The sequence below is a fragment of the Christiangramia gaetbulicola genome (assembly GCF_003054225.1).
Taxonomy (GTDB): domain Bacteria; phylum Bacteroidota; class Bacteroidia; order Flavobacteriales; family Flavobacteriaceae; genus Christiangramia; species Christiangramia gaetbulicola.
Window position 1 is genome coordinate 1132658 of record NZ_QBKQ01000001.1, and the last position, 20248, is coordinate 1152905.

The 20248-nt window shown below is 39.9% G+C and carries 22 protein-coding genes; 19 read left to right on the plus strand and 3 right to left on the minus strand.

Annotation, left to right across the window (positions count from 1 at the left end):
• The first annotated feature begins 6 nt into the window (after positions 1-6).
• Genes C8P64_RS05145 through C8P64_RS05165 form a run of 5 tightly spaced genes read left to right on the plus strand, consistent with a single transcriptional unit; the run spans position 7 to position 4898 of the window.
• Positions 7-1695: a DUF6909 family protein gene (locus C8P64_RS05145; RefSeq protein WP_108170950.1), complete on the plus strand. Its 1689-nt coding sequence runs from the start codon at positions 7-9 to the stop codon at positions 1693-1695.
• Between the two features lie 9 nt (positions 1696-1704).
• Positions 1705-2250: a dTDP-4-dehydrorhamnose 3,5-epimerase gene (rfbC, locus tag C8P64_RS05150; RefSeq protein ID WP_108170951.1), complete on the plus strand. Its 546-nt coding sequence runs from the start codon at positions 1705-1707 to the stop codon at positions 2248-2250.
• Positions 2247-3095 carry a dTDP-4-dehydrorhamnose reductase gene (gene rfbD, locus C8P64_RS05155; RefSeq protein ID WP_108170952.1) on the plus strand — a complete coding sequence of 283 codons (849 nt, stop codon included), beginning with the start codon at positions 2247-2249 and terminating at the stop codon, positions 3093-3095. Before rfbC ends, rfbD begins: the two co-directional genes overlap by 4 nt.
• A 25-nt stretch (positions 3096-3120) precedes the next feature.
• The gene (locus tag C8P64_RS05160) at positions 3121-4110 is read left to right on the plus strand and encodes a UDP-glucuronic acid decarboxylase family protein (RefSeq protein ID WP_108170953.1); all 990 of its coding nucleotides are present in this window, start codon (positions 3121-3123) and stop codon (positions 4108-4110) included.
• A gap of 2 nt (positions 4111-4112) precedes the next feature.
• On the plus strand, positions 4113-4898 hold the full coding sequence (locus tag C8P64_RS05165) for a glycosyltransferase family 2 protein (protein ID WP_108170954.1): 786 nt from the start codon (positions 4113-4115) through the stop codon (positions 4896-4898).
• Here the strand turns inward: C8P64_RS05165 and C8P64_RS05170 are convergent.
• On the minus strand, positions 4879-6189 hold the full coding sequence (locus C8P64_RS05170) for a phenylacetate--CoA ligase family protein (protein ID WP_108170955.1): 1311 nt from the start codon (positions 6187-6189) through the stop codon (positions 4879-4881). The two genes, C8P64_RS05165 and C8P64_RS05170, sit on opposite strands and share 20 nt — an antisense overlap.
• Positions 6190-6273: 84 nt before the next feature.
• Here C8P64_RS05170 and purD point away from each other — a divergent pair, with 84 nt between their 5' ends.
• Positions 6274-7545 (plus strand): phosphoribosylamine--glycine ligase, encoded by a 1272-nt coding sequence (purD, locus tag C8P64_RS05175; protein ID WP_108170956.1) that lies wholly within the window; start codon positions 6274-6276, stop codon positions 7543-7545.
• Here the strand turns inward: purD and C8P64_RS05180 are convergent.
• Entirely contained in the window at positions 7537-7767 is a 231-nt protein-coding gene (locus C8P64_RS05180) for a DUF6341 family protein (protein WP_108170957.1), read from the minus strand. The two genes, purD and C8P64_RS05180, sit on opposite strands and share 9 nt — an antisense overlap.
• Positions 7768-7810: 43 nt before the next feature.
• Between C8P64_RS05180 and C8P64_RS05185 the strand changes: the two genes are divergently transcribed.
• From C8P64_RS05185 to C8P64_RS05195, 3 genes are all read left to right on the plus strand, one after another.
• A complete protein-coding gene (locus C8P64_RS05185; RefSeq protein WP_108170958.1) occupies positions 7811-8734 on the plus strand; it encodes a DUF6427 family protein in 924 nt (307 codons plus the stop codon).
• A gap of 120 nt (positions 8735-8854) precedes the next feature.
• The gene (locus tag C8P64_RS05190; protein WP_108170959.1) at positions 8855-9463 is read left to right on the plus strand and encodes a DUF4254 domain-containing protein; all 609 of its coding nucleotides are present in this window, start codon (positions 8855-8857) and stop codon (positions 9461-9463) included.
• 4 nt (positions 9464-9467) lie between these two features.
• Positions 9468-10532, plus strand: a complete 1065-nt coding sequence (locus C8P64_RS05195; RefSeq protein WP_245889659.1) for a glycosyltransferase family 9 protein — start codon at positions 9468-9470, stop codon at positions 10530-10532.
• A 105-nt stretch (positions 10533-10637) separates the two neighbouring features.
• Here C8P64_RS05195 and C8P64_RS05200 read toward each other — a convergent pair whose 3' ends face one another.
• The gene (locus C8P64_RS05200; protein ID WP_108170960.1) at positions 10638-11687 is read right to left on the minus strand and encodes a ferredoxin--NADP reductase; all 1050 of its coding nucleotides are present in this window, start codon (positions 11685-11687) and stop codon (positions 10638-10640) included.
• Positions 11688-11782: 95 nt separating this feature from the next.
• Here C8P64_RS05200 and C8P64_RS05205 point away from each other — a divergent pair, with 95 nt between their 5' ends.
• From C8P64_RS05205 to atpH, 10 genes are all read left to right on the plus strand, one after another.
• Positions 11783-13267 (plus strand): DUF5687 family protein, encoded by a 1485-nt coding sequence (locus C8P64_RS05205; protein ID WP_108170961.1) that lies wholly within the window; start codon positions 11783-11785, stop codon positions 13265-13267.
• Between the two features lie 12 nt (positions 13268-13279).
• A complete protein-coding gene (locus tag C8P64_RS05210; protein WP_108170962.1) occupies positions 13280-13990 on the plus strand; it encodes an ABC transporter ATP-binding protein in 711 nt (236 codons plus the stop codon).
• A 95-nt stretch (positions 13991-14085) separates the two neighbouring features.
• Positions 14086-16617 carry a type IX secretion system periplasmic lipoprotein PorW/SprE gene (gene porW, locus C8P64_RS05215; protein WP_108170963.1) on the plus strand — a complete coding sequence of 844 codons (2532 nt, stop codon included), beginning with the start codon at positions 14086-14088 and terminating at the stop codon, positions 16615-16617.
• A 12-nt stretch (positions 16618-16629) separates the two neighbouring features.
• The gene (locus C8P64_RS05220; protein WP_108170964.1) at positions 16630-17028 is read left to right on the plus strand and encodes a bactofilin family protein; all 399 of its coding nucleotides are present in this window, start codon (positions 16630-16632) and stop codon (positions 17026-17028) included.
• Complete coding sequence (locus tag C8P64_RS05225; protein ID WP_108170965.1) at positions 17009-17224, plus strand: AtpZ/AtpI family protein; 216 nt, start codon at positions 17009-17011, stop codon at positions 17222-17224. The genes C8P64_RS05220 and C8P64_RS05225 overlap by 20 nt, the downstream gene beginning before the upstream one ends.
• Positions 17225-17608: a hypothetical protein gene (locus C8P64_RS05230; RefSeq protein ID WP_108170966.1), complete on the plus strand. Its 384-nt coding sequence runs from the start codon at positions 17225-17227 to the stop codon at positions 17606-17608.
• Between the two features lie 135 nt (positions 17609-17743).
• A complete protein-coding gene (gene atpB / locus C8P64_RS05235; protein ID WP_108170967.1) occupies positions 17744-18844 on the plus strand; it encodes a F0F1 ATP synthase subunit A in 1101 nt (366 codons plus the stop codon).
• A 24-nt stretch (positions 18845-18868) separates the two neighbouring features.
• Complete coding sequence (gene atpE / locus C8P64_RS05240; protein WP_011711113.1) at positions 18869-19090, plus strand: ATP synthase F0 subunit C; 222 nt, start codon at positions 18869-18871, stop codon at positions 19088-19090.
• 83 nt (positions 19091-19173) lie between these two features.
• Entirely contained in the window at positions 19174-19668 is a 495-nt protein-coding gene (locus C8P64_RS05245) for a F0F1 ATP synthase subunit B (RefSeq protein ID WP_108170968.1), read from the plus strand.
• Positions 19669-19671: 3 nt separating this feature from the next.
• Positions 19672-20226: an ATP synthase F1 subunit delta gene (gene atpH / locus C8P64_RS05250; RefSeq protein WP_108170969.1), complete on the plus strand. Its 555-nt coding sequence runs from the start codon at positions 19672-19674 to the stop codon at positions 20224-20226.
• Positions 20227-20248: the final 22 nt, after the last annotated feature.

The window sequence follows — 20248 nt, forward strand, 5'->3', positions numbered from 1 at the left end:
ATTACTATGTCGATATTAAAATTACAGGGACGCACGAGAGCACAGGAGAGTTCGGGAGCTATAGAACGTATGTATATCACCATGAGACACCTCTTCAATCGAGGTTTCTATAAGCCAATGGGAGTTTCTGGTGATACCCTGAGAGAATCCCTTTTAACCCTGAGACCGGAGATCTATGGATCTATAGCTAATGATAAAGCAGAACTTGAAGGGCTTTTATATGTGATAGACCGTCTTCCCCACGGGATAGAGGAATGTCGTTTTATCAATCTTACCAGTGATGAGGGTTATGGGAATTCACATTTTAAACCTATTGTTCCTCCAAAAAGAAGAAGAAATTGTTACAGGATCGATGATGAGCAAATGAATATTGAGATCACCAGGGGAAGATCTGAGATCTATGATATTCTTACCCACTTAACCTTCCTTTTTATTGAATCACATAAAATCATGAAAAGGGTATTGATAGATGAGGAAGGCAGCGTGAACCGTGATTGGGAAAAGCTTGAATTCGCTGTAAAACAACAGGGCGATCTATCCCAGGCTCAGCGTGAGGTTGCATTAACCCATACCGCCAGCATTCTGGGCAGGACCTTTCATGAAATTTCTAAATTGTATCCCAAGTTCTCAACGCCAGATAATCCTGATCGCTTTCTAAGGCTGGTATGGTCTTTAGGAAACATGGCGATTAGAGAAGGTGTGAAAAATGAAAAGAGGATCATCACCTTTAGCCCGGTGCTTAGAGAGCGCCTGGGTCACCACATTCATGGAGAGATATGGGCAAATCATATCAAGCAGTGCCTTATGGAAAATGATCTTATGGACCGGCCACTGCACATAATCAGCGCCAATATGCATAGCGTGATGAACACTCTGTATACGCCTTATGCCCTTAAGACAGAATTGAAAAAGAAGAAGACCCTCGATATTTACGAGGAATTAAGTGATAGCGGTAATGGTGCTCTTAGAAATAAAGTGACCAAAGCTGCTTTAGATAAGGGTATGTTCTTCCTAGAAGATAAAAGCGGAACCAATATCGATGTTCAGATCTTTGATACCGCCAAGCTTGAGGATGGCTTTAATGGCAAGAAACTGGAAAACCTTAAAGCCGGAGATAAACCGGTAATTCTGGTGATGGACTATGCCTTTGGAGAGCAGGCTTATGAAACAATGGATGAGTTGCTTAAGCCTTATAATCTGAAGGATGAAGAGTTGAAAATGAACGTCAAGTCTATCTCTATTATGGGGAAAGCGGGAATTCTTGAAGGCGGAAAAGGTGATATAATGATCCCGGATGCTCACCTTTTTGAAGGGACAGCAGATAATTACCCATTTGAAAATCAGCTTAGAAAATCCGATCTTGAAGGACACGGAATCAAAGTAGTTGACGGAGCGATGATCACGGTACTTGGAACATCGCTACAGAACAAGGATATTTTAAGGTTTTTCCATGATTCAACCTGGAATGTTTGCGGGCTGGAAATGGAAGGTGCTCATTACCAAAAAGCCATCCAGGCTGCCTCTAGATTACGAAGAAGTATTTCTGAAGATGTTGAGGTAAGATATGCCTATTATGCTTCAGATAACCCGTTGGAAACAGGGAGTACGCTGGCCTCGGGAGGATTGGGAACTTCAGGAGTAAAACCTACTTATCTGATCACAGAAAAGATACTGGAACAAATTTTTAATTCATAAACTAAAAGAATGCAGGTAGAAGAAACACCTTTAAAAGACTGTTTTCTTGTAAAACCGAACATATTTAAAGACCACCGTGGAATCTTTCTGGAGACCTATCACAGGAAGCGTTTTGCTGAACTTACCGGGATAGACACCGAGTTTGTTCAGGATAACCAATCGGTGTCTTCTTACGGCGTACTTCGGGGGATGCATTACCAAAAAGGTGAGTTTGCGCAAACCAAAATTGTAAGAGTGATCTATGGCAAAGTGCTGGACGTCGTGGTAGATCTCAGGCCAGATTCTCCGACATTTAAACAAACCTATTCTGCCATTCTGGATGATCAAAACCTTCATCAGTTATACGTTCCCAAAGGGTTTGGTCACGGATTTTTGACGCTTTCAGCGAAATCTGTTTTCGGATATAAATGTGATAATTACTATACACCAGGATCTGAGGGAGGTATTATTTTTAACGACCCAGATCTTAATATAGACTGGGACTTTCCTTTTAAAGAAATGGTGCTTTCAGATAAGGATAGAGATCTTCCAACTTTTAAGGAGGTATTTGGATGAAAACGATTCTAGTAACAGGAGCTAACGGCCAGTTGGGGCAATGTTTTCAAAAACAAAGTAAGAAATTCCCGAATTTCAGGTTTCTTTTCTGCTCTTCAAAAGAATTGGATATAAGCTCGAAGAAATCTATAACTGCCTTTTTTCAGGTACATAAAATCGATTTCTGCATCAATTGTGCGGCCTACACTAACGTAGAGCAAGCCGAAAATGAACAGGAAAAAGCATTTCTGATCAATGCGGATGGAGCAATGAATATAGCTGAAGCCTGTAAAGAATTTGGGGCAACTCTATTCCATTTTTCAACAGATTATGTTTTCAATGGTCAATCTCAAGAGCCATACAAAGAAACAGATGAGGTTGACCCTATTAATGTTTACGGTGCTTCCAAGATAAAAGGGGAGGAGTACATCCAAGAAACTCTGGGAGAATATTTTATTTTCAGAACTTCCTGGTTGTATTCAGAATTCGGGCATAATTTTTTCCGCACCATTCTAAGAAAGGCTGATGAAAAAGCTGAGCTGAATATTACTACCACACAACTAGGAACACCAACCAACGCAAACGATCTGGCAGATTATGTACTTTGTATTATAGCTGCAGGCTCTAAGAAATATGGCCTTTATCATTTTAGCAATGAAGGTAAAGCTACCTGGTATGATTTTGCCGTAGAGATCCTAAATTACTCCAAAAAAATGGCTGAGGTTACTTTAAATAAGACCGGGTTCTTTAAAACTTTGGCGGAAAGACCTGAATATAGTGTACTTTCAAAGGAAAAGGCAATAAAGAATTTTGGACCAATCAAGGACTGGAAAATAAGTCTTCATCAGCTAATTGATGAAAATTGACTAATTTTTGACCAAGTAAAAAATTATGGCTAAAAGAATATTGATCACCGGTGCAGCCGGATTTTTAGGTTCTCACCTTTGCGACCGATTTATCAAAGAGGGTTTCGAAGTAATTGGGATGGATAATCTTATTACCGGAGATCTCAGGAACATCGAGCATTTGATGAAAAACAAGAATTTTGAATTTCATCATCACGATATTACTAAGTTCGTGCATGTTGCCGGTGACCTGGATTATATACTGCATTTTGCTTCCCCGGCCAGCCCTATAGATTATCTTAAGATCCCTATTCAAACACTGAAGGTGGGGTCTGTTGGGACTATGCATTGCTTGGGACTGGCGAAGGAGAAGAATGCCAGAATCCTTATTGCATCTACTTCTGAAGTGTATGGAGATCCCCTGGTTCATCCTCAAAATGAAGAATATTACGGCAATGTAAACGCCATAGGCCCACGCGGAGTATACGATGAAGCCAAGCGTTTCCAGGAATCAATTACCATGGCCTATCATAGATTTCACGGTTTAGAGACCAGGATCGCCAGGATATTCAACACTTATGGCCCCAGAATGAGGCTGAATGACGGTCGTGTAATTCCCGCTTTTATTGGTCAGGCATTGAGAGGAGAAGACCTAACGGTTTTCGGGGACGGTTCACAGACCAGGTCTTTCTGTTATGTAGACGACCAGGTAGAAGGTATCTACAGGCTGCTTTTAAGTGATTATTCTGAACCGGTAAATATTGGTAACCCCAATGAAATAAGCATTCTTGATTTCGCAGATGAGATCATCAAGCTTACGGGTACAGATCAAAGAATCGTTTATAAGGAACTTCCGCAAGACGATCCGTTACAGAGAAAGCCCGATATCACCAGGGCCAGGGAGATCCTTGGCTGGGAACCAAAAGTGAGCAGGGCAGAGGGAATGAAGATCACTTACGACTATTTCAAAAGTCTTAGCCAGGAAGAATTACAGAAAAGAGAACATAAAGACTTTTCAGAACACATCAGGAGATAGTCATGGAGCTTAACAGAATGGTTTCAGTCATCATGCCCGCCTACAATGCCGAGGCCTTTATTGCTGATTCCATCCAGTCGGTCATAGCTCAAACATATCCAAACTGGGAACTTCTGGTGATCGATGATGCTTCTTCAGATAAGACGAAAGAAATAGTAAAGGGATTTTCTGAAAAAGATAAGAGGATTAAACTCTTGGGAAATGATTCTAACCTGGGAACCCATCATAGCCGTAATAAAGGAATTAAAGCCGCTCAGGGAGATCTTATAGCTTTTCTGGATGCAGATGACCAATGGAAGCCCTGGAAGCTTTATAGGCAAGTGAAAATCCTTCAGGAGGAAAGAATCGCAGCATGTTTTTCCAGCTATGAACTCATTTCGGAAAATGGCGACCCATTGCATAAAAAGATCGAAGCCCTGCCGAGACTTTCCTATGAGAAATTATTGAAGGCTAATTATGTGGGTAACCTTACCGGAATTTACGATGCACAAAAGATCGGGAAGATCTATTGTCCTGAAATTTCTAAAAGACAGGACTGGGCTTTATGGCTGAAAGTGATCGAGAAAGGTGGTCCCATGACAGGAATAGAGGAATCGCTGGCCATTTACCGTGTGCGTAAAAATTCGATTTCAAGAAATAAACTAGAGATGCTGAAGTACAATTTCAGGATCTACCACGAAGTCCTTGGATACAGCTATTTCAGCAGCCTTTCTAAAATGCTGGTGTTTTTAAACGAACAGTTTTTTGTGAAGTCCAGGCAAACCAAGATTATTGCAACTGAGAAGTAAATTGTTTTAATTTCCCGCTTTGGCTTCGCTTAAGAATATCTTTTCTTTCGAAACCTATCTTTAAATTCTCTCCCACGTAAATGCCTACGGCATCCAGAATTTTGCTTTTTTGATCTGAGGTAAGCTCATGCTCGCTGACATATTCGATCTGGAATTCATCAATTTCAGTCTGAATGATTACGAACTCTTTGATATTCCCGTTGTCTTCAATTATGGTTTTGGTAACGTAGTAAAACGTTAGCCCCGGTACTACTTTCCCATCGGGAAGCCTGGCGATATCATTGGTTCTACCTATAAGCTTTTCAAGAATAGGCTTTTTAAGCGTACTTTTTTTAGAAAGAGAACCAATATCCCCAATATCATAGCGAATCATGGGATGCGCTTTATTATAAAGCGAGGTGATCACTACACGACCCTCTTCCCCATAGGGCAGAATATTGTCATTTTCGTCCAGGATCTCGATATAAAGGTCTTCAGAGTTAACGATCCAGTGATTTTCGGCGTCCTCAAAGGCGATCAGGCCTACCTCGCTGGCACCGTATTCATTAATTACCGGCACCCCCAAGGCAGCTTCAATAAGTTGTTTGTCCTTTTCAAAAAGCCTTTCAGAAGTAACTATACAAATATTGAGGCTGGGACAGAGTTCTTTTAGAACAATGCCTTTATCTTTCAGAAACCGTGCAAAAAGGACGATGGCGCTGGTATATCCGTTCAAATAATTAAAATCTGATTTTTTAAAGCGTTCCAGGAAGATCTCCATTTTCTGCTCGCTGAGGTCGAAAATATTGAAACGGCGTCTAAGGCTTATTCTGTCTTTAAGTCTCTCCTGAATATTCCCGTAAAAATCCAGCGGAATGCCATAAAAACGGGCTTGTAGAGACTTATTGAGGTCTATGTCGTACCAGCTGTACCTGTCCTGAAAACCTGCCCAGCTAAGCGCATGTGCAAACCTGTTCTTGGCGAAAATAAATGGATGCCCGCTGCTGCCAGAAGTCTTCCCAATATAGGCCGTTTTGGTATTATAAGTAGAACTCAGCCTTTCTTTTAAAGGATGCTGAAGATCTGCTTTTTTCATGATGGGCACATGTTTCCAGTCATCGAAACCTTCCCAGTTGAAAAATTCACGATAGAAATTATTATGCTGTATATGATAATCGATGATGGCATTGCGCCGTTTTCTCTGGAATTCGGCATAGTGTTCCTCTGGAATATTCTGAATCTTTTCCAGGGTACTTTGCGCCCTTTTGATCGGGAATTTATTTAGTTGCAACGAAAGTTTAAACCAATCCAAGGGCAGAGAAGCTTTTTTAACGATTTTATTCGTGCTTCAATTTACAAACAATTATTTTTGAAGCAATATTTAAAACCACAACTAATGAATATTCTTATCCTTGGCTCTGGTGGCCGTGAACATACTTTTGCCTATAAGATTTCGCAAAGCAATAAATGCAGTAAACTCTATGTTGCTCCGGGTAATGCGGGTACAGCGCAGATCGCTGAAAACCTTCAGCTTAATCCTATAGATTTTGCTGCGGTGGCCAATACTGCCATAGAAAAGGATATAGATATGATCGTGGTTGGACCGGAAGATCCTTTGGTTAAGGGAATCGTAGATTTCTTCGCCAAAGATGAAAGGCTTAAGGATATACAGATCATTGGGCCATCAAGCCGCGGAGCTTTACTTGAAGGAAGTAAGGAAAGAGCGAAAGAATTCATGGCAATGCATAAAATACCTACTGCAGCTTATGAAAGTTTCAGTTTTGAAAGCCTGGATGCCGGAAAGAACTTTTTAGAAACCCTGAAGCCGCCATATGTTTTAAAAGCAGATGGACTTGCCGCAGGGAAAGGTGTTTTGATCATAGATGACCTTGATGAGGCCAAAAAGGAGCTTGAGAATATGTTGTCTGGAAAATTTGGTGCTGCCAGCGAAAAAGTGGTGATCGAAGAATTTCTGGACGGTATAGAATTAAGTGTGTTTGTGCTTACAGATGGTAAAAACTACAAGATCCTGCCAACGGCGAAAGATTATAAAAGGATCGGTGAAGGAGATACAGGATTGAATACCGGTGGGATGGGAGCTGTTTCCCCGGTTCCTTTTGCTGATGATACCCTGATGCAAAAAATCGAAGATCGCATTGTAAAACCTACTGTTAATGGCCTTCAGGAGGAAGAAATAGATTATAAGGGATTTGTATTCATTGGGCTTATTAAAGTAAATAATGAGCCTTATGTGATCGAATATAATGTGAGAATGGGTGATCCTGAAACAGAGGTTGTGCTTCCAAGAATAAAAACAGACCTGGTAGAATTACTGGAAAAGACCTGGAGCGGAGAGCTTGATAAAATAGATCTGGAGATCGACGAAAGATCTGCTACTACAGTGATGCTGGTTTCAGGAGGATATCCGGAATCTTATCAAAAAGGAAAAGAAATTAGTGGATTAGACCAAATCGAAGATTCGATCGTTTTCCATGCTGGAACAAGGAATGAAGAAGGGAAGATATTAACTAGTGGAGGGCGTGTGATCGCTTTAACTTCCTTTGGAGAAGATTACAAACAGGCACTAAAAAAATCTTACCAAAGTGCAGGCATGCTGCAATTTGATAAGATGTATTTTAGAAAAGATATAGGTTTCGATCTAACCTAGGAAAGAGTGAGAAGTAGATTCTCTGTTTTCCTCGTTTCTATCGTTGAATTTCTTTAATTGCTTCATCCAGTAAAGGAAAGCAACAAAACCAATAAGCATGAAGCCCCAGTTAAGGATATTCGCTAGAAACCATGAATCTAACTCAAGTGCTCTTAAAGCATCAAGAGGATAAAAAAGTATATTTTCAAAAAACCACTGTATCGCCTCAAAAAAATCTTTCATTGTCTGAACTTTATTTGTGAGTACAAAAATATAAAAAACCCTAATGCTAACAAGCTTTTTTAGCAAATCCAAACCTTTTAACCTTGCCGTCATCATTCTGTTGATGAGTCTTTTCTACATAGGTGCTAGTTTTACTGATTGGGACAACGGTTTTGACTGGCTGGAATTTTTTGAAAAAATAGGAGTACTACTTCTACTGGTTTTGAGCCTTCTGGTACTCAACTTTATTGCTAAAAAGAATGAGCTAACCAAGCGGAGTGCTTATAAAACGTTGCTTTTCGCGATATTCTCGATATCCTTTTTCAACCTTTTACGTAATGAATCCATCATTATTTCCAACTTATGTGTGCTGTTTGGGTTAAGACGAATTATTAGCCTGAAATCATATATTTCTGTTCAGAAAAAGATATTTGACGCTACTTTCTGGATATGTATTGCCACGCTTTATCATTTCTGGTCGGTGTTATTTCTTGCTTTGGTGTTTTTCGCGATTCTAAATTTCGCTTCTTCATTCAAGAACTGGTTAATACCTTTTGTTGCCTTTTTTGCCGTGGCATCGCTCACTATTTGCTTCCATTTACTGGCCTATGATGAGTTTTACCTGTTTGCCGACTGGTACCAACCAATTAATCTGGACTTTTCGAAGTATGGTGATCTTAAAATGCTGATTCCTTTGAGTATTTTCCTGGGATTGCTCATCTGGACCCTTTTCCAGTATTTCGCAGCGATTCAAAAAGCCAGTATTACCAGAAGACCGGTACTGAGTATGATCCTTTTCAGCCTGGCGACCTCGGTGGCGGTAGCGATATTTTCGCCTACCAAGAACGGGAGTGAGCTTATCTTCTTTTTTGTTCCATTAAGCATAATCGCTTCAAATTATTTTGATGATAAAAAAGATAAGATCTTCAAGGAGATCATTCTCGTGACACTTTTATTGGTGCCGTTCATTGTGGCTTTTTTTGTTTAGAACCGAATGTTTAAGCTTGCCTTAAGCCTTACTCTTTTTAAAAATAATATCTTTGCAAAGGCTTTTATTATGGATTAAAGCCGCTTGGAATTAAAATAGAACCAGAAGAAATTATACAATATGTTTTCAGATAAGGCCAACACGATTTTTAGAGAAGTAATCAAGAAATATCACGAAATAGACAGCGTAGACCAGGAATTCAAAAATCCTTATGATGCTGAACAAAACCTGATAGAACACCTTCTTTACAGAAAATGTTGGATAGATACCGTGCAATGGCATTATGAAGATATCATCAGGGATCAGAATATAGATCCGGTTGAAGCTCTGGAATTAAAAAGGAAGATCGACGCTTCTAACCAGGACCGTACAGATACTGTTGAATACATAGACAGCTACTTTTTGGAAAAATATAAGGATGTACAGCCAAATACAGATGCTACCATAAATTCTGAAAGCCCGGCATGGGCCATAGACAGACTTTCAATTCTTGCTTTGAAGATCTATCATATGAATGAAGAAGCGAACCGTGAAGACGCTTCACAGGAGCATCAAATGAAATGTAAAGCAAAGCTGGATGTACTTTTAGAGCAAAGAGTAGACCTTTCTACAGCCATTAATCAGTTGCTTGAAGATATCGCCAATGGCGAGAAATATATGAAGGTTTACAAGCAAATGAAGATGTATAATGATGATGAGTTAAACCCGGTTCTACGAGGCAATAAGTAATTTTATGGACCAAGACCGCAATTCCTTGTCTGCAAATAAAGGAAAGAGCACACATATCCTGGTAATTCGCTTTTCTGCAATGGGCGATATTGCCATGATCGTTCCTGTTCTCAGCGTACTGGTAAAGAAATATCCGGAGCTTACCATCACCGTACTTACCAGGCAATTCTTTGCTCCACTTTTTAGTCATTTGCCTAATGTTAGGATCTATGAAGCAGATCTTAAGGGCGTGCATGATGGTGTTCTGGGATTAGGGACACTGGCCAGAGAGCTAAGGGAAGAGGAAATAGATGCGGTGGCAGATCTTCATGATGTGCTTAGAACAAATGTCTTGAGATCCCTGTTTTATTTCTACGGAATACCTTTTAAACAGATCGATAAAGGACGTTCAGAAAAGAATGCGTTGGCTAGTAATAAGAAAGGCTTTCGCCAGTTAAAATCCACCCATCAAAGGTATGCAGATGTGTTTGCAGACCTTGGTTTCCCAATAGACCTTTCAGAATATACCCCGCCTCAAAGACGGGAATTGTTACCTAAGGTCTATGACCTTATTGGGAAGCAATCAAAAAAATGGCTTGGAATTGCACCTTTCGCCCAGCATGATTCCAAATGTTACCCGACGGACCTGATGGAAGAAGTGATCTCTGATCTTTCTTCTAAAGGAAATATCAAACTAATTATGTTTGGTGGCGGAGAGTCAGAAAGAGAACAATTGGAAGAATGGGAGCAAAAATTCGATAATTGCATAAGTGTCGTGGGCAAACTTAGTTTTGCTGAAGAATTAAGTCTTATTTCCAATCTTGACGCCATGCTTTCTATGGATAGTGGAAACGCGCACCTGGCGGCTATATTTGGAATCCCGGTAATAAGTATCTGGGGAGTTACCCATCCTTTTGTAGGTTTCAAGGCGTTTAATCAGCCCATAGAGAACTGTATACTTCCCGACCTGGAAAAATATCCTAAGATACCGACTTCGGTTTATGGAAATAAGGTTCCGGATGGTTATGAAGATGTGATGCGCAGCATTCCGCCAGAAAAAGTTGTTCAAAAGGTTCTGGAAAACCTATAATTTACCACCATCTAAAACCGGTTTGAACTATTTTACAAGTTCTTATTGAAGAAAAAAGGAATCCTGAAGCTTTGGGCTATTATCAAAGCTTCAGGATTTTTTTATTTAAACATCATCAAAGTCTACCTTTAGGGTAGGAGTGGTTGGATGCGCCTGGCAGGTTAGAACAAAACCTTCTTCGATCTCTTCATCTGTTAAGATCTGGTTTTTGCTCATCTCAGCTTTACCTTCAGTGATCCTGGCCATACAACTACTGCAAATACCGCCCTGGCAGGAATAAGGAACATCGATGTCGTTTTCAAGAGCAACGTCAAGTACTACCGATTTTCTATCCATAGAAAAAGTAAATTCCTCATCATCTACCGTGATCGTTACCGCAGTTGCGCCATCTGTATCACCCTGGATTTCTTTCTCCTCATCTGTCGTGGTGAAAAGTTCGAACAGGATCTGTTCCTTTTTCACACCATTATTAAGCAATACATCCGTAACGTGGTTGATCATTTCTTCGGGACCACACAAATAGAATTTATCGAAAGGGTGGTCCTTGAACTTGTTCTTCACGATATAGTTAACCGTACTGGTCTCTATTCTTCCAAAATGAGCATTATCTTCCCTCGTTCTGCTGTAAATGAACTCCACGAAAAGTCTATGTGGAAATTCAGCCTGAAGCTCAAGAAGCTCTTTAAAGAAGATGGTATCGTCTATAGATTTATTACCGTAAGTAAGCACGAACTTACTATGGGCTTCATCTCTAAGCACAGATTTTATGATTGAAAGTACAGGAGTTATCCCGCTTCCGGCAGCAAAAGCCGCGTAATTCTGTCTTTTTTCACCGGGTTCAAAAATGAACTTTCCTTCTGGTGGGTGTACCTCCAGAACATCGCCGGCTACAAGTTTGTTATTGGCGATTACTGAAAATCTACCGCCTTCTACCTCCTTAACCGTTACCTTGAATTCATCTGAATTTGGTGCGGAACAAAGGGAGTAAGCCCGGCGAATCTCCTCGCCATCTACCTTGGTTCTTATGGTTATATACTGTCCTGCAGAAAAGTTAAATTCCTCTTTAAGGTTTTCAGGGATCTCAAAAGATAAACTTACCGCCTGTGATGTTTCGCGAATTATTTCCTTTATTTTTAGCGGATAGAACTTGCTCATTATTTTTTATTTGTGCGCAAAAATACAAAGTATGACGGTTTTAGAAATGTAACAAAAGTTTAAATTTCAATACCAATTAATCAAATACGGTGTTTATGTTCAAAAAATTTGCCTGGTTGGAATGGAAATCTTTCCTGAGATCTGCCAGTTTTGGAAAGAGTTTGGGACTAAAGATCCTTATGGCATTTTTGGCCTTATATTTTTCGGCAATGTTCCTTCTCTTCGGGATCTCCTTATTTCCTTTGATACATAAATTTTACCCGGAACAGGATCCATTAAAGGTGGCGAACAGCTTCGTCCTGGCATATTTTACTTTTGAACTTATATTCAGGTTTATGTTGCAAACCCTGCCGGTAATGGATATAAAACCATTAATGGTCTTGCCGGTAAAGAAGAAGAAAGTTGTGAATTTTGTGCTTTTCAAGTCGCTCTATTCGTTCTATAATTTTCTTCCATTATTACTGATAGTTCCGTTTGGTTTGTTTTGCATGTTCAAGGACGATTACAGCACTGCTGGAATGACGGGCTGGATCATCGCCATGTATGCGATCACTTTGTGCATGAATTTCCTGAATTTTATCATCAAGAAAAGGTTCACAGAAAATCTCAAGGCACTTATTCCTATTGTAGGTGCAGGAGTTATTATCGCGTTACTGGATTACCTAGGGATATTTGATATCACGGCCTATTTTGGAACTTTACTGGATTACCTCGTGCTGAATCCTTACCTGGCTATTATTCCCGTATTGATACTAATTGCTTTGTTCTGGTGGAATTTTCAGAATCTCAGAGATAAGTTTTACCTGGATGCAGATCTTAAAGGAAAAAATAAAGCCGCCAGCACTAAGGAATTCGGCTGGACCAAAAGGTTTGGAAGTCTGGCTCCTTTTCTTCAGCAGGATCTCAAGCTTATCTGGAGGAATAAAAGACCGAAGACTACGATCTATTTATCTTTCATTTTCCTCGCTTACGGACTTATCTTTTATCCGAATGACACATACCAGGAAATGCCAACATTTTTCGTTTTTGCGGGAATTTTCATAACTGGGATTTTTATGATCAATTTCGGGCAGTTCGTACCGTCCTGGGATGCTTCTTACTATCAAATGATCATGGCTCAGAATATCCCAATGCGGCAGTACCTGGCCTCCAAAATGGGCTTGATCACTTTTAGTGTGCTTGCTCTTGCTATATTATCCACGCCTTATGTATACTTCGGTTGGAATATCTTATTTCTGAACCTGGCCTGTGCTCTTTACAATATGGGAGTAAACATTCCTATCCTTTTATATGCCGGTTCATTCAATAAAAAACGTATAGATCTGGATAAAAGTCCGTTCATGAATTACCAGGGTACTGGTGCTTCACAATGGCTGGTAGGTTTACCGCTTATCTTAATCCCGATATTTCTTTTCTGGATCACCAACAAATACATTAATTACGAAGCAGCGATCGTAATACTAGCGGTACTGGGAATTATAGGACTTATTTTAAGGCCAAACCTGCTAAGCTTTTTAACACAAAGGTATCGCAGCAGGAAATACGTGATGATTCAGGGATTCAAACAAAAAGGAGACTAAAACTTTATTTTTATGATTACAGCAACCAATCTTTCAAAAATGTATAATGGCACGAAAGTGCTGGATATAGAACATTTGGACATCCCTTCAGGACAGAACTTTGGCCTGGTAGGAAACAACGGCGCTGGCAAGACTACCTTTTTCAGTCTGCTTTTGGATCTAATTCAGCCTACCACGGGGAATATTTTCAATAAAGACATCACCGTGAGCGAAAGCGAGGACTGGAAACCTTTTACTTCTTCCTTTATCGATGAAAGTTTTCTTATTGGATATCTTACTCCTGAAGAGTATTTTTACTTCATTGGCGAGCTTAGAAACCGAAATAAGGCAGATATCGATAGCTTTCTAACACAGTTTGAAGATTTCTTCAATGGAGAGATCATTGGCCGCAAAAAGTATCTGAGGGATCTTTCCAAAGGAAACCAGAAAAAAGTGGGGATAGTAGCTGCTTTGATCGGCGATCCTGAAGTGGTCATTCTTGATGAGCCATTTGCGAACCTTGATCCAACTACCCAGATAAGGCTAAAGAAATTATTGAAGGAACTTTCACAGATCTCGGGAACTACCGTTTTGATCTCCAGTCATGATCTTATTCATGTTACCGAGGTTTGCGAGCGCATCGTGGTCCTGGATAAAGGGGTGATTGTGCGTGACATGGAAACTTCAGAAGCTACTCTAAACGAACTGGAGCAATACTTTTCCGCTGAAATTGCCGAAAGCTAGTACATCCTACTTATTGGACTTTGGAAAAAGAAGTTTACTTTTACATACTAAACCAGCTGTATCAAAGTTATTCATGATACCACAAAAGGTTCATTTTGAATACGTTTACCCGTTTTACTCTTTTTCTAGTGCTTTCGGCAGCCATCTTTAGCTGTTCCCGAAAGAAAGACACTTTTATCAACAGGAATTACCACGCCATTACTGCCGAATACAATACGCTATTCAATGGCGAGATGGCTTTTGAGCAGGGTAGAGAAGAGATTAATCAAAACTATGCCGATAATTACTGGGATATTCTTCCGGTTGAAAGGCTGGATGTGGATGACAAGATCTTACTACCAGACAGCGTTAGAAATCAGAATTTTGGAAGGGCAGAGGAAAAGGCTGTAAAGGCAATTCAGAAACATTCCATGCAGATTGGTGGGAAAGAACGCAATCCAGAAATGGATGAAGCTTACCTTCTGCTAGGAAAAGCAAGGTATTTTGATCAGCGATTCATTCCTGCTTTAGATGCCTTCAATTATATACTTTACCGCTATCCCGCCAGTAATAATATAAACCATGCGCGTATCTGGCGCGAAAAGACCAATGTTAGAATTGGGAATGAGAAATTAGCTATTAAAAACCTTAAGAAGATACTGGATTCAGATAATCTGGAAGATCAGGACATAGCAGATGCAAGCTCCAGTCTTGCTCAGGCTTATATAAATCTCAATCAAATAGATTCGGCTGTAGTTCCCATTCAAAATGCAGCTGAATTCACGAAGATCAACGCTGAAAAAGGAAGATTTTACTTTATTCTGGGACAGCTTCATGATCGCCTGGGAGAAACAGCGGAAGCAAATGCAGCTTTTGATGAGGTCATAGAACTTCACCGTAAGTCACCAAGGATCTACTACGTGAATGCTTTTGTGGAAAAAGCCAGAAATTTCGATTTCGGTAAGGGAGACGAGGAATTTTTACTGGATATTTTAACCCAGCTTGAAGAAGACCGGGAGAACAGGCCATACCTGGATAAGATATATTTCCAGCTGGGAGAATACTACACCAAACTGGATTCTACAGATAAGGCCATGGAGTATTATAATAAGTCCCTGAGGTCTAGATCCAGTGATGTCTATCTTAAATCTGTGAATTATGAGATCCTTGCCAATATAAATTTCGACAGGGCAAATTACCAGGATGCAGGAAAATATTATGATAGTACGCTTATTAATATGTCTCCAGATTTACTGGAATATAGAAGTATAAAAAAGAAAAGGACCAATCTCGATGATGTTATCAAGTATGAGAAGATCGCTGAAGAAACCGATAGTATTTTAAGATTAGCCGGATTGTCTGAAGAAGAGAGAATTGCAATTTTCACCAGATATACAGATGATTTAAGAGAAAAAGCGGTTCGGGAGATGGAAGCCGGTGAATTACCTGTTTACACAGCGAGTATAGGACCTCAAAATAATTTTTCTTCGGCCAGCGTACCTCCGGCAGGTGAAGGAAATGCTTTCTATTTTTATAACCCATTGCGGGTATCAAGAGGAGCCCAGGAATTCCTTCGCGTATGGGGAACCAGGGAGTTAAAAGATAACTGGAGATGGGGTTCTACAGCTATGAATCAAAGCTCGGTGAATGCCCAGGAAAGGCTTATGGACATTAACCTGGATAACGATCCTTTATATGACCCCATGACCTATGTAAGCCAGATACCCGGTGAACAGTCTGTGCTGGATAGCCTGGCTACCCAGAGAAACCTGGCCTATTTTCAACTAGGGGTTATTTATAATGAAAATTACAAGGAATACGAACTGGCTGCAGAGAAACTGGAGTTCCTGCTAGAAAACGATCCACAGGAGCGATTGATCCTTCCGGCAAAATATAACCTTTATAATATTTACGGAGCACAGGGCAGGCTTGCAGATCAGGAAAGGTTGAGAAATGACATTCTTCAAAACTATTCAGATTCGAGATATGCCGCTTTTATAAGAGACCCACAAAGTATTCAGAGGGATGAGAATAGTCCGGACCTGCTTTATAATGCCCTCTTCAGAAAATATGAAGACCAGCAATACCAGGAGGTTATTGATGAGGCAAATGAATATGTCTCACGTTTTACAGGAGATCCTATAGTTCCAAAATTTGAATTACTGAAGGCCCGTGCAGCTGCCAGGCTAATGGGAGTTGATGCTTATGAAAAGGCTTTAAACTATGTCGCGGTTACCTATCCGCAAACCACAGAAGGTAGAAAAGCTCAGAATATTCTTAATACTTCGATACCCGAATTAAAGGGACTTGAGTTTAGTAATGACAGCATACCTACCAGCTATAAACTTATTTTTCCTTTAGATAATCCTGCAGAGGAAGAAGCAGAGAAACTGAAGAAAACCATCGAAAAAGCTTTGTCAGAATTAGACTACAATAAATTTTCAGTTTCGATCGATGTTTATGATATTGACCAGACTTTTGTTGTTGTTCATGGATTAAGCGAAAAATCTAGATCTCTTGGCTTTCAGGAGTTACTGAAAGAAAATAAAAACTATAAAATAGACAGGCAGGCTTTTGTCATGTCGGCGGAAAATTATAGAATTGTACAAATTAAGAAAACTTTAAGAAGTTATCTGGACAATTACTAAAACCGCCCTATCATGTTTTCAGAATCCAAAAAGACCAAGCCAGCTAGTAATCAGAACGAACAAAATAGAATAGCCGCCGGTACGCTTATCACAGGTGAGATCTCTGGAAAAGGTTGTTTCAGGATAGAAGGAACTCTGGAAGGTAGTTTGAAAACGCCAGGAAAGGTTGTAATTAGTGAAGGAGGTTTGATCAATGGTACCCTAGAGTGTGATAATGCCGATATAGAAGGCAGATTCAAAGGCAAGCTTCTGGTAAAAGGAGTGCTAACGCTTAGAAGTCCTGCAAATTTAGAAGGTGAAGTAATTGCAGGGAAACTGGCGGTAGAGCCTGGAGCAATTTTCAATGCTACCTGTGAAATGAATGGGGGAGTAAAGCCTCTTAAAAAGGAAAATGAAAAACGATCGGCCTAATAAATATCTCGCCTTTGTAAATATCGCCCTCCAGATGGGCATAATAATAGCGGCAGGAGTTTTTGCCGGCATCTGGCTCGATGGGAAGTTTCCCAATAAATATTCCGCTTATACTATTTCTCTATCCCTTCTGGGAGTTTTTATAGCATTATACCAGGTTTTCCGGGCGGTTAAAAACCTAAATGAAGACGAATAAATGCAAGCAAGACTTATTTCCTTTCTGAAATTATTTTTACCCTTTTCGATAATTTTATTTTTCATTCAGTTCGCGCTGGTCAATTATGTTTTCAAGATCGAATTATACTATTCTACACTGGCAATCTATGCTTTCCATTTTCTAGCGACATTCTTGATCTTTCTTTTTCTGGTTTTCGTGCATAAGACCTTCAGTGACAAGACGGGATTCGCCTTTATGGCCTGTAGTCTTTTAAAGATGCTGGCCGCTGTGCTGTTTCTCTTGCCGGTGATGTTGAATGATACTCCTAATCCATTTCAGGATATAGTTGCTTTTTTTATCCCTTATTTTTTATTTCTGATTTTTGAAACTATTTACGCGGTAAAGCTTATCAATACTAAATAACTGACTGTAATTCAGTAAAATCGTTAAAATTGCCGAAACTGCTAAAAAATTATTCGCCGGACTTTCAGATAAAAATTAAAAGTATACCTTTGCACGGAAATTTAGAGCCCATAATTTTTAAGTAGAACAGGTACTATGACAGCACAGAAATCTTTAGTGATTAGCTTGTACTTTACATTAGCATTTGCCATTTTCCCTTTGTTTACCTTCGCTCAGGAGCACGAGCAGGAGCATAAGTCACTTCAGGAGGCTGAAGAACAGTTTAACGCGACCGAGATGATCATGCACCATATTGGTGATGCTCACGGATGGCACTTTTTTGGAGAGGGAGATAGCTCTGTGACCCTGCCTTTACCTGTGATTCTTTACACAGATAACGGGCTGGTTACATTCATGTCTAGCGAATTTCATCATGATACTGAAGGACACCACGTTGTGGAGAAAGATGGAATGCGTTTCGTAAATCTTCATGAAGATATTTATAAGCTGGATGCTGGGGCAGAGGCTGTTGAGTTTGATGCAGATCATCATCCTGTAAACGCTTCCAAGCCATGGGATCTTTCTATAACCAAGAACGTTGCTGCAATGTTCCTTACGGTGATCTTAATGCTTTTATTTTTCACTAGTCTTGCGAGACACCACAAGAAGAACAAGCATGCGCCAAAAGGATTTAATAACGCTCTTGAAACTTTAGTGTTATTTGTAAGAGATGATATCGCAATACCACAGATCGGGGAGAAAAAGTACATGAAATTCATGCCTTTCCTTTTAACGGTATTCTTCTTTATCTGGATCACCAACTTAATGGGATTACTTCCTGGAGCGGCTAACGTAACCGGAAATATAGCGGTAACAGTTTCTCTTGGATTATTTACCATGTTGATCATGATCTTCAACGGTAACAAAGATTTTTATAAGCATACTTTCTGGATGCCGGGGATCCCAACATGGGTTAAGCCTATACTTGCGGTTGTTGAAGGTTTAGGTTTGCTTATTAAGCCTGCTGCACTAATGATTCGTTTATTTGCGAACATTACAGCAGGACACATTATCATCCTGAGTTTGATCGGGTTGATATTCATATTAGAAAATGCAGGTATTGCCGGAGTTTCGGTTCCGTTTGCCTTATTTATAACAGTACTGGAATTGTTAGTAGCATTCCTTCAAGCGTTTATTTTTACGATTCTGTCTGCCCTGTTTATCGGGATGGCAGTTGAGGAACATGAACATCATTAATTTTAATTTTTAATTTTTTCAACTATGGAATTATTGTATGTAGGTCTTGCAGCTTTAGGAGCTGGACTAGCGGTTCTTGGAGCCGGAGTAGGTGTAGGTAAAATCGGTGGTTCTGCCATGGATGCTATCGCACGTCAGCCAGAAGCTTCTGGAAAGATCCAGACAGCTATGATTATCGCTGCTGCACTTGTAGAGGGTGTTGCTCTTTTTGGAGTGGTTGCCTCTTTACTAGGTGTATTAAGATAATTAATTCAAAGAGTCCCTTTCGCAACGGTTGGTTGCGAAAGGACTTCTTTAAATGATGTTTTTAACTATTATTATTTAAAACTATGGATTTAATAACTCCCGAAATTGGCTTGTTCTTCTGGCAAACCGTTGTTTTTTTAGTATTGCTTTTCCTTATGGCGAAGTTCGCCTGGAAACCTATTCTTAGCTCGATAAGAAACAGGGAACAATCTATTAACGATGCGTTGGCTTCAGCTGAAAATGCACGTAAGGAAATGCAGAATCTTAGATCAGACAACGAGCAATTAATGAAAGAAGCTCGTGCTGAAAGAGATGCTATCCTTAGAGAAGCCCGTGAGTTAAAAGAAAAAGTGATTGCAGATGCTTCAGAAGAAGCTAAAGTAAAAGCTGATAAAATTGTTGCAGACGCTAAAAGAAGCATTGAGCTTGAAAAGCAATCTGCTATGGCTGAATTGAAAAATCACGTAGCCGAACTTTCAGTTGAGATCGCTGAAAAGATTGTTCGTAAAGAACTTTCAGGAAAAAATGAACAACACCAGATGATCGAGAAGATGATCGGTGATGCTAAGCTAAACTAAGTTATGAGAGGAACCAGAGCCGCACAACGATATGCAAAGGCGATCCTTTCTTTAGCAAAGGATAAGAATTCGGCGGAAGCTGTAAATAAGGATATGATCACGATCTCCAAGACTGTGCACAACAGTAAGGATCTTGAGAATATGCTTACCAGTCCTGTAGTAAAAGACAGTATTAAGAAGAGCGCCTTGCTTGAAATTTTCAAGGATCTTAATGCCGTGACCAAAGGTGCGATAGATATATTGCTGGAAAACGGAAGGATCAACATTCTTCATATTGTAGCCAGACAATATTTCATTCAGTATAACGAAATGAATAATGTACAGCAGGCGGTAGTTACCACTGCAGTACCTTTAGATAAAGAACTTGAAGCTGTTATCCTTGCCAAGGTTAAGGAATTAACAGGTTCTGAAGCCAGTCTCAAAAGCATCGTTGATGAAAGCATCATTGGTGGTTTTGTGTTGAGGGTTGGAGATTTGCAATATGATGCAAGTATCTCCCGTAACCTGAGCAGGCTTAAAAGAGAATTGAAAAACAATACATACGTTTCAAAAATTTAATTAAAACCGGTACGCCTCTGGC

Bases quoted from the DNA above. Each gene is read 5' to 3' on its own strand.
- C8P64_RS05145 (WP_108170950.1), top strand. From the start codon at position 7: ATGTCGATATTAAAATTACAGGGACGCACGAGAGCACAGGAGAGTTCG.
- rfbC (WP_108170951.1), top strand. From the start codon at position 1,705: ATGCAGGTAGAAGAAACACCTTTAAAAGACTGTTTTCTTGTAAAACCG.
- rfbD (WP_108170952.1), top strand. From the start codon at position 2,247: ATGAAAACGATTCTAGTAACAGGAGCTAACGGCCAGTTGGGGCAATGT.
- C8P64_RS05160 (WP_108170953.1), top strand. From the start codon at position 3,121: ATGGCTAAAAGAATATTGATCACCGGTGCAGCCGGATTTTTAGGTTCT.
- C8P64_RS05165 (WP_108170954.1), top strand. From the start codon at position 4,113: ATGGAGCTTAACAGAATGGTTTCAGTCATCATGCCCGCCTACAATGCC.
- purD (WP_108170956.1), top strand. From the start codon at position 6,274: ATGAATATTCTTATCCTTGGCTCTGGTGGCCGTGAACATACTTTTGCC.
- C8P64_RS05180 (WP_108170957.1), bottom strand. From the start codon at position 7,767: ATGAAAGATTTTTTTGAGGCGATACAGTGGTTTTTTGAAAATATACTT.
- C8P64_RS05185 (WP_108170958.1), top strand. From the start codon at position 7,811: ATGCTAACAAGCTTTTTTAGCAAATCCAAACCTTTTAACCTTGCCGTC.
- C8P64_RS05190 (WP_108170959.1), top strand. From the start codon at position 8,855: ATGTTTTCAGATAAGGCCAACACGATTTTTAGAGAAGTAATCAAGAAA.
- C8P64_RS05195 (WP_245889659.1), top strand. From the start codon at position 9,468: ATGGACCAAGACCGCAATTCCTTGTCTGCAAATAAAGGAAAGAGCACA.
- C8P64_RS05200 (WP_108170960.1), bottom strand. From the start codon at position 11,687: ATGAGCAAGTTCTATCCGCTAAAAATAAAGGAAATAATTCGCGAAACA.
- C8P64_RS05205 (WP_108170961.1), top strand. From the start codon at position 11,783: ATGTTCAAAAAATTTGCCTGGTTGGAATGGAAATCTTTCCTGAGATCT.
- C8P64_RS05210 (WP_108170962.1), top strand. From the start codon at position 13,280: ATGATTACAGCAACCAATCTTTCAAAAATGTATAATGGCACGAAAGTG.
- C8P64_RS05220 (WP_108170964.1), top strand. From the start codon at position 16,630: ATGTTTTCAGAATCCAAAAAGACCAAGCCAGCTAGTAATCAGAACGAA.
- C8P64_RS05225 (WP_108170965.1), top strand. From the start codon at position 17,009: ATGAAAAACGATCGGCCTAATAAATATCTCGCCTTTGTAAATATCGCC.
- C8P64_RS05230 (WP_108170966.1), top strand. From the start codon at position 17,225: ATGCAAGCAAGACTTATTTCCTTTCTGAAATTATTTTTACCCTTTTCG.
- atpB (WP_108170967.1), top strand. From the start codon at position 17,744: ATGACAGCACAGAAATCTTTAGTGATTAGCTTGTACTTTACATTAGCA.
- atpE (WP_011711113.1), top strand. From the start codon at position 18,869: ATGGAATTATTGTATGTAGGTCTTGCAGCTTTAGGAGCTGGACTAGCG.
- C8P64_RS05245 (WP_108170968.1), top strand. From the start codon at position 19,174: ATGGATTTAATAACTCCCGAAATTGGCTTGTTCTTCTGGCAAACCGTT.
- atpH (WP_108170969.1), top strand. From the start codon at position 19,672: ATGAGAGGAACCAGAGCCGCACAACGATATGCAAAGGCGATCCTTTCT.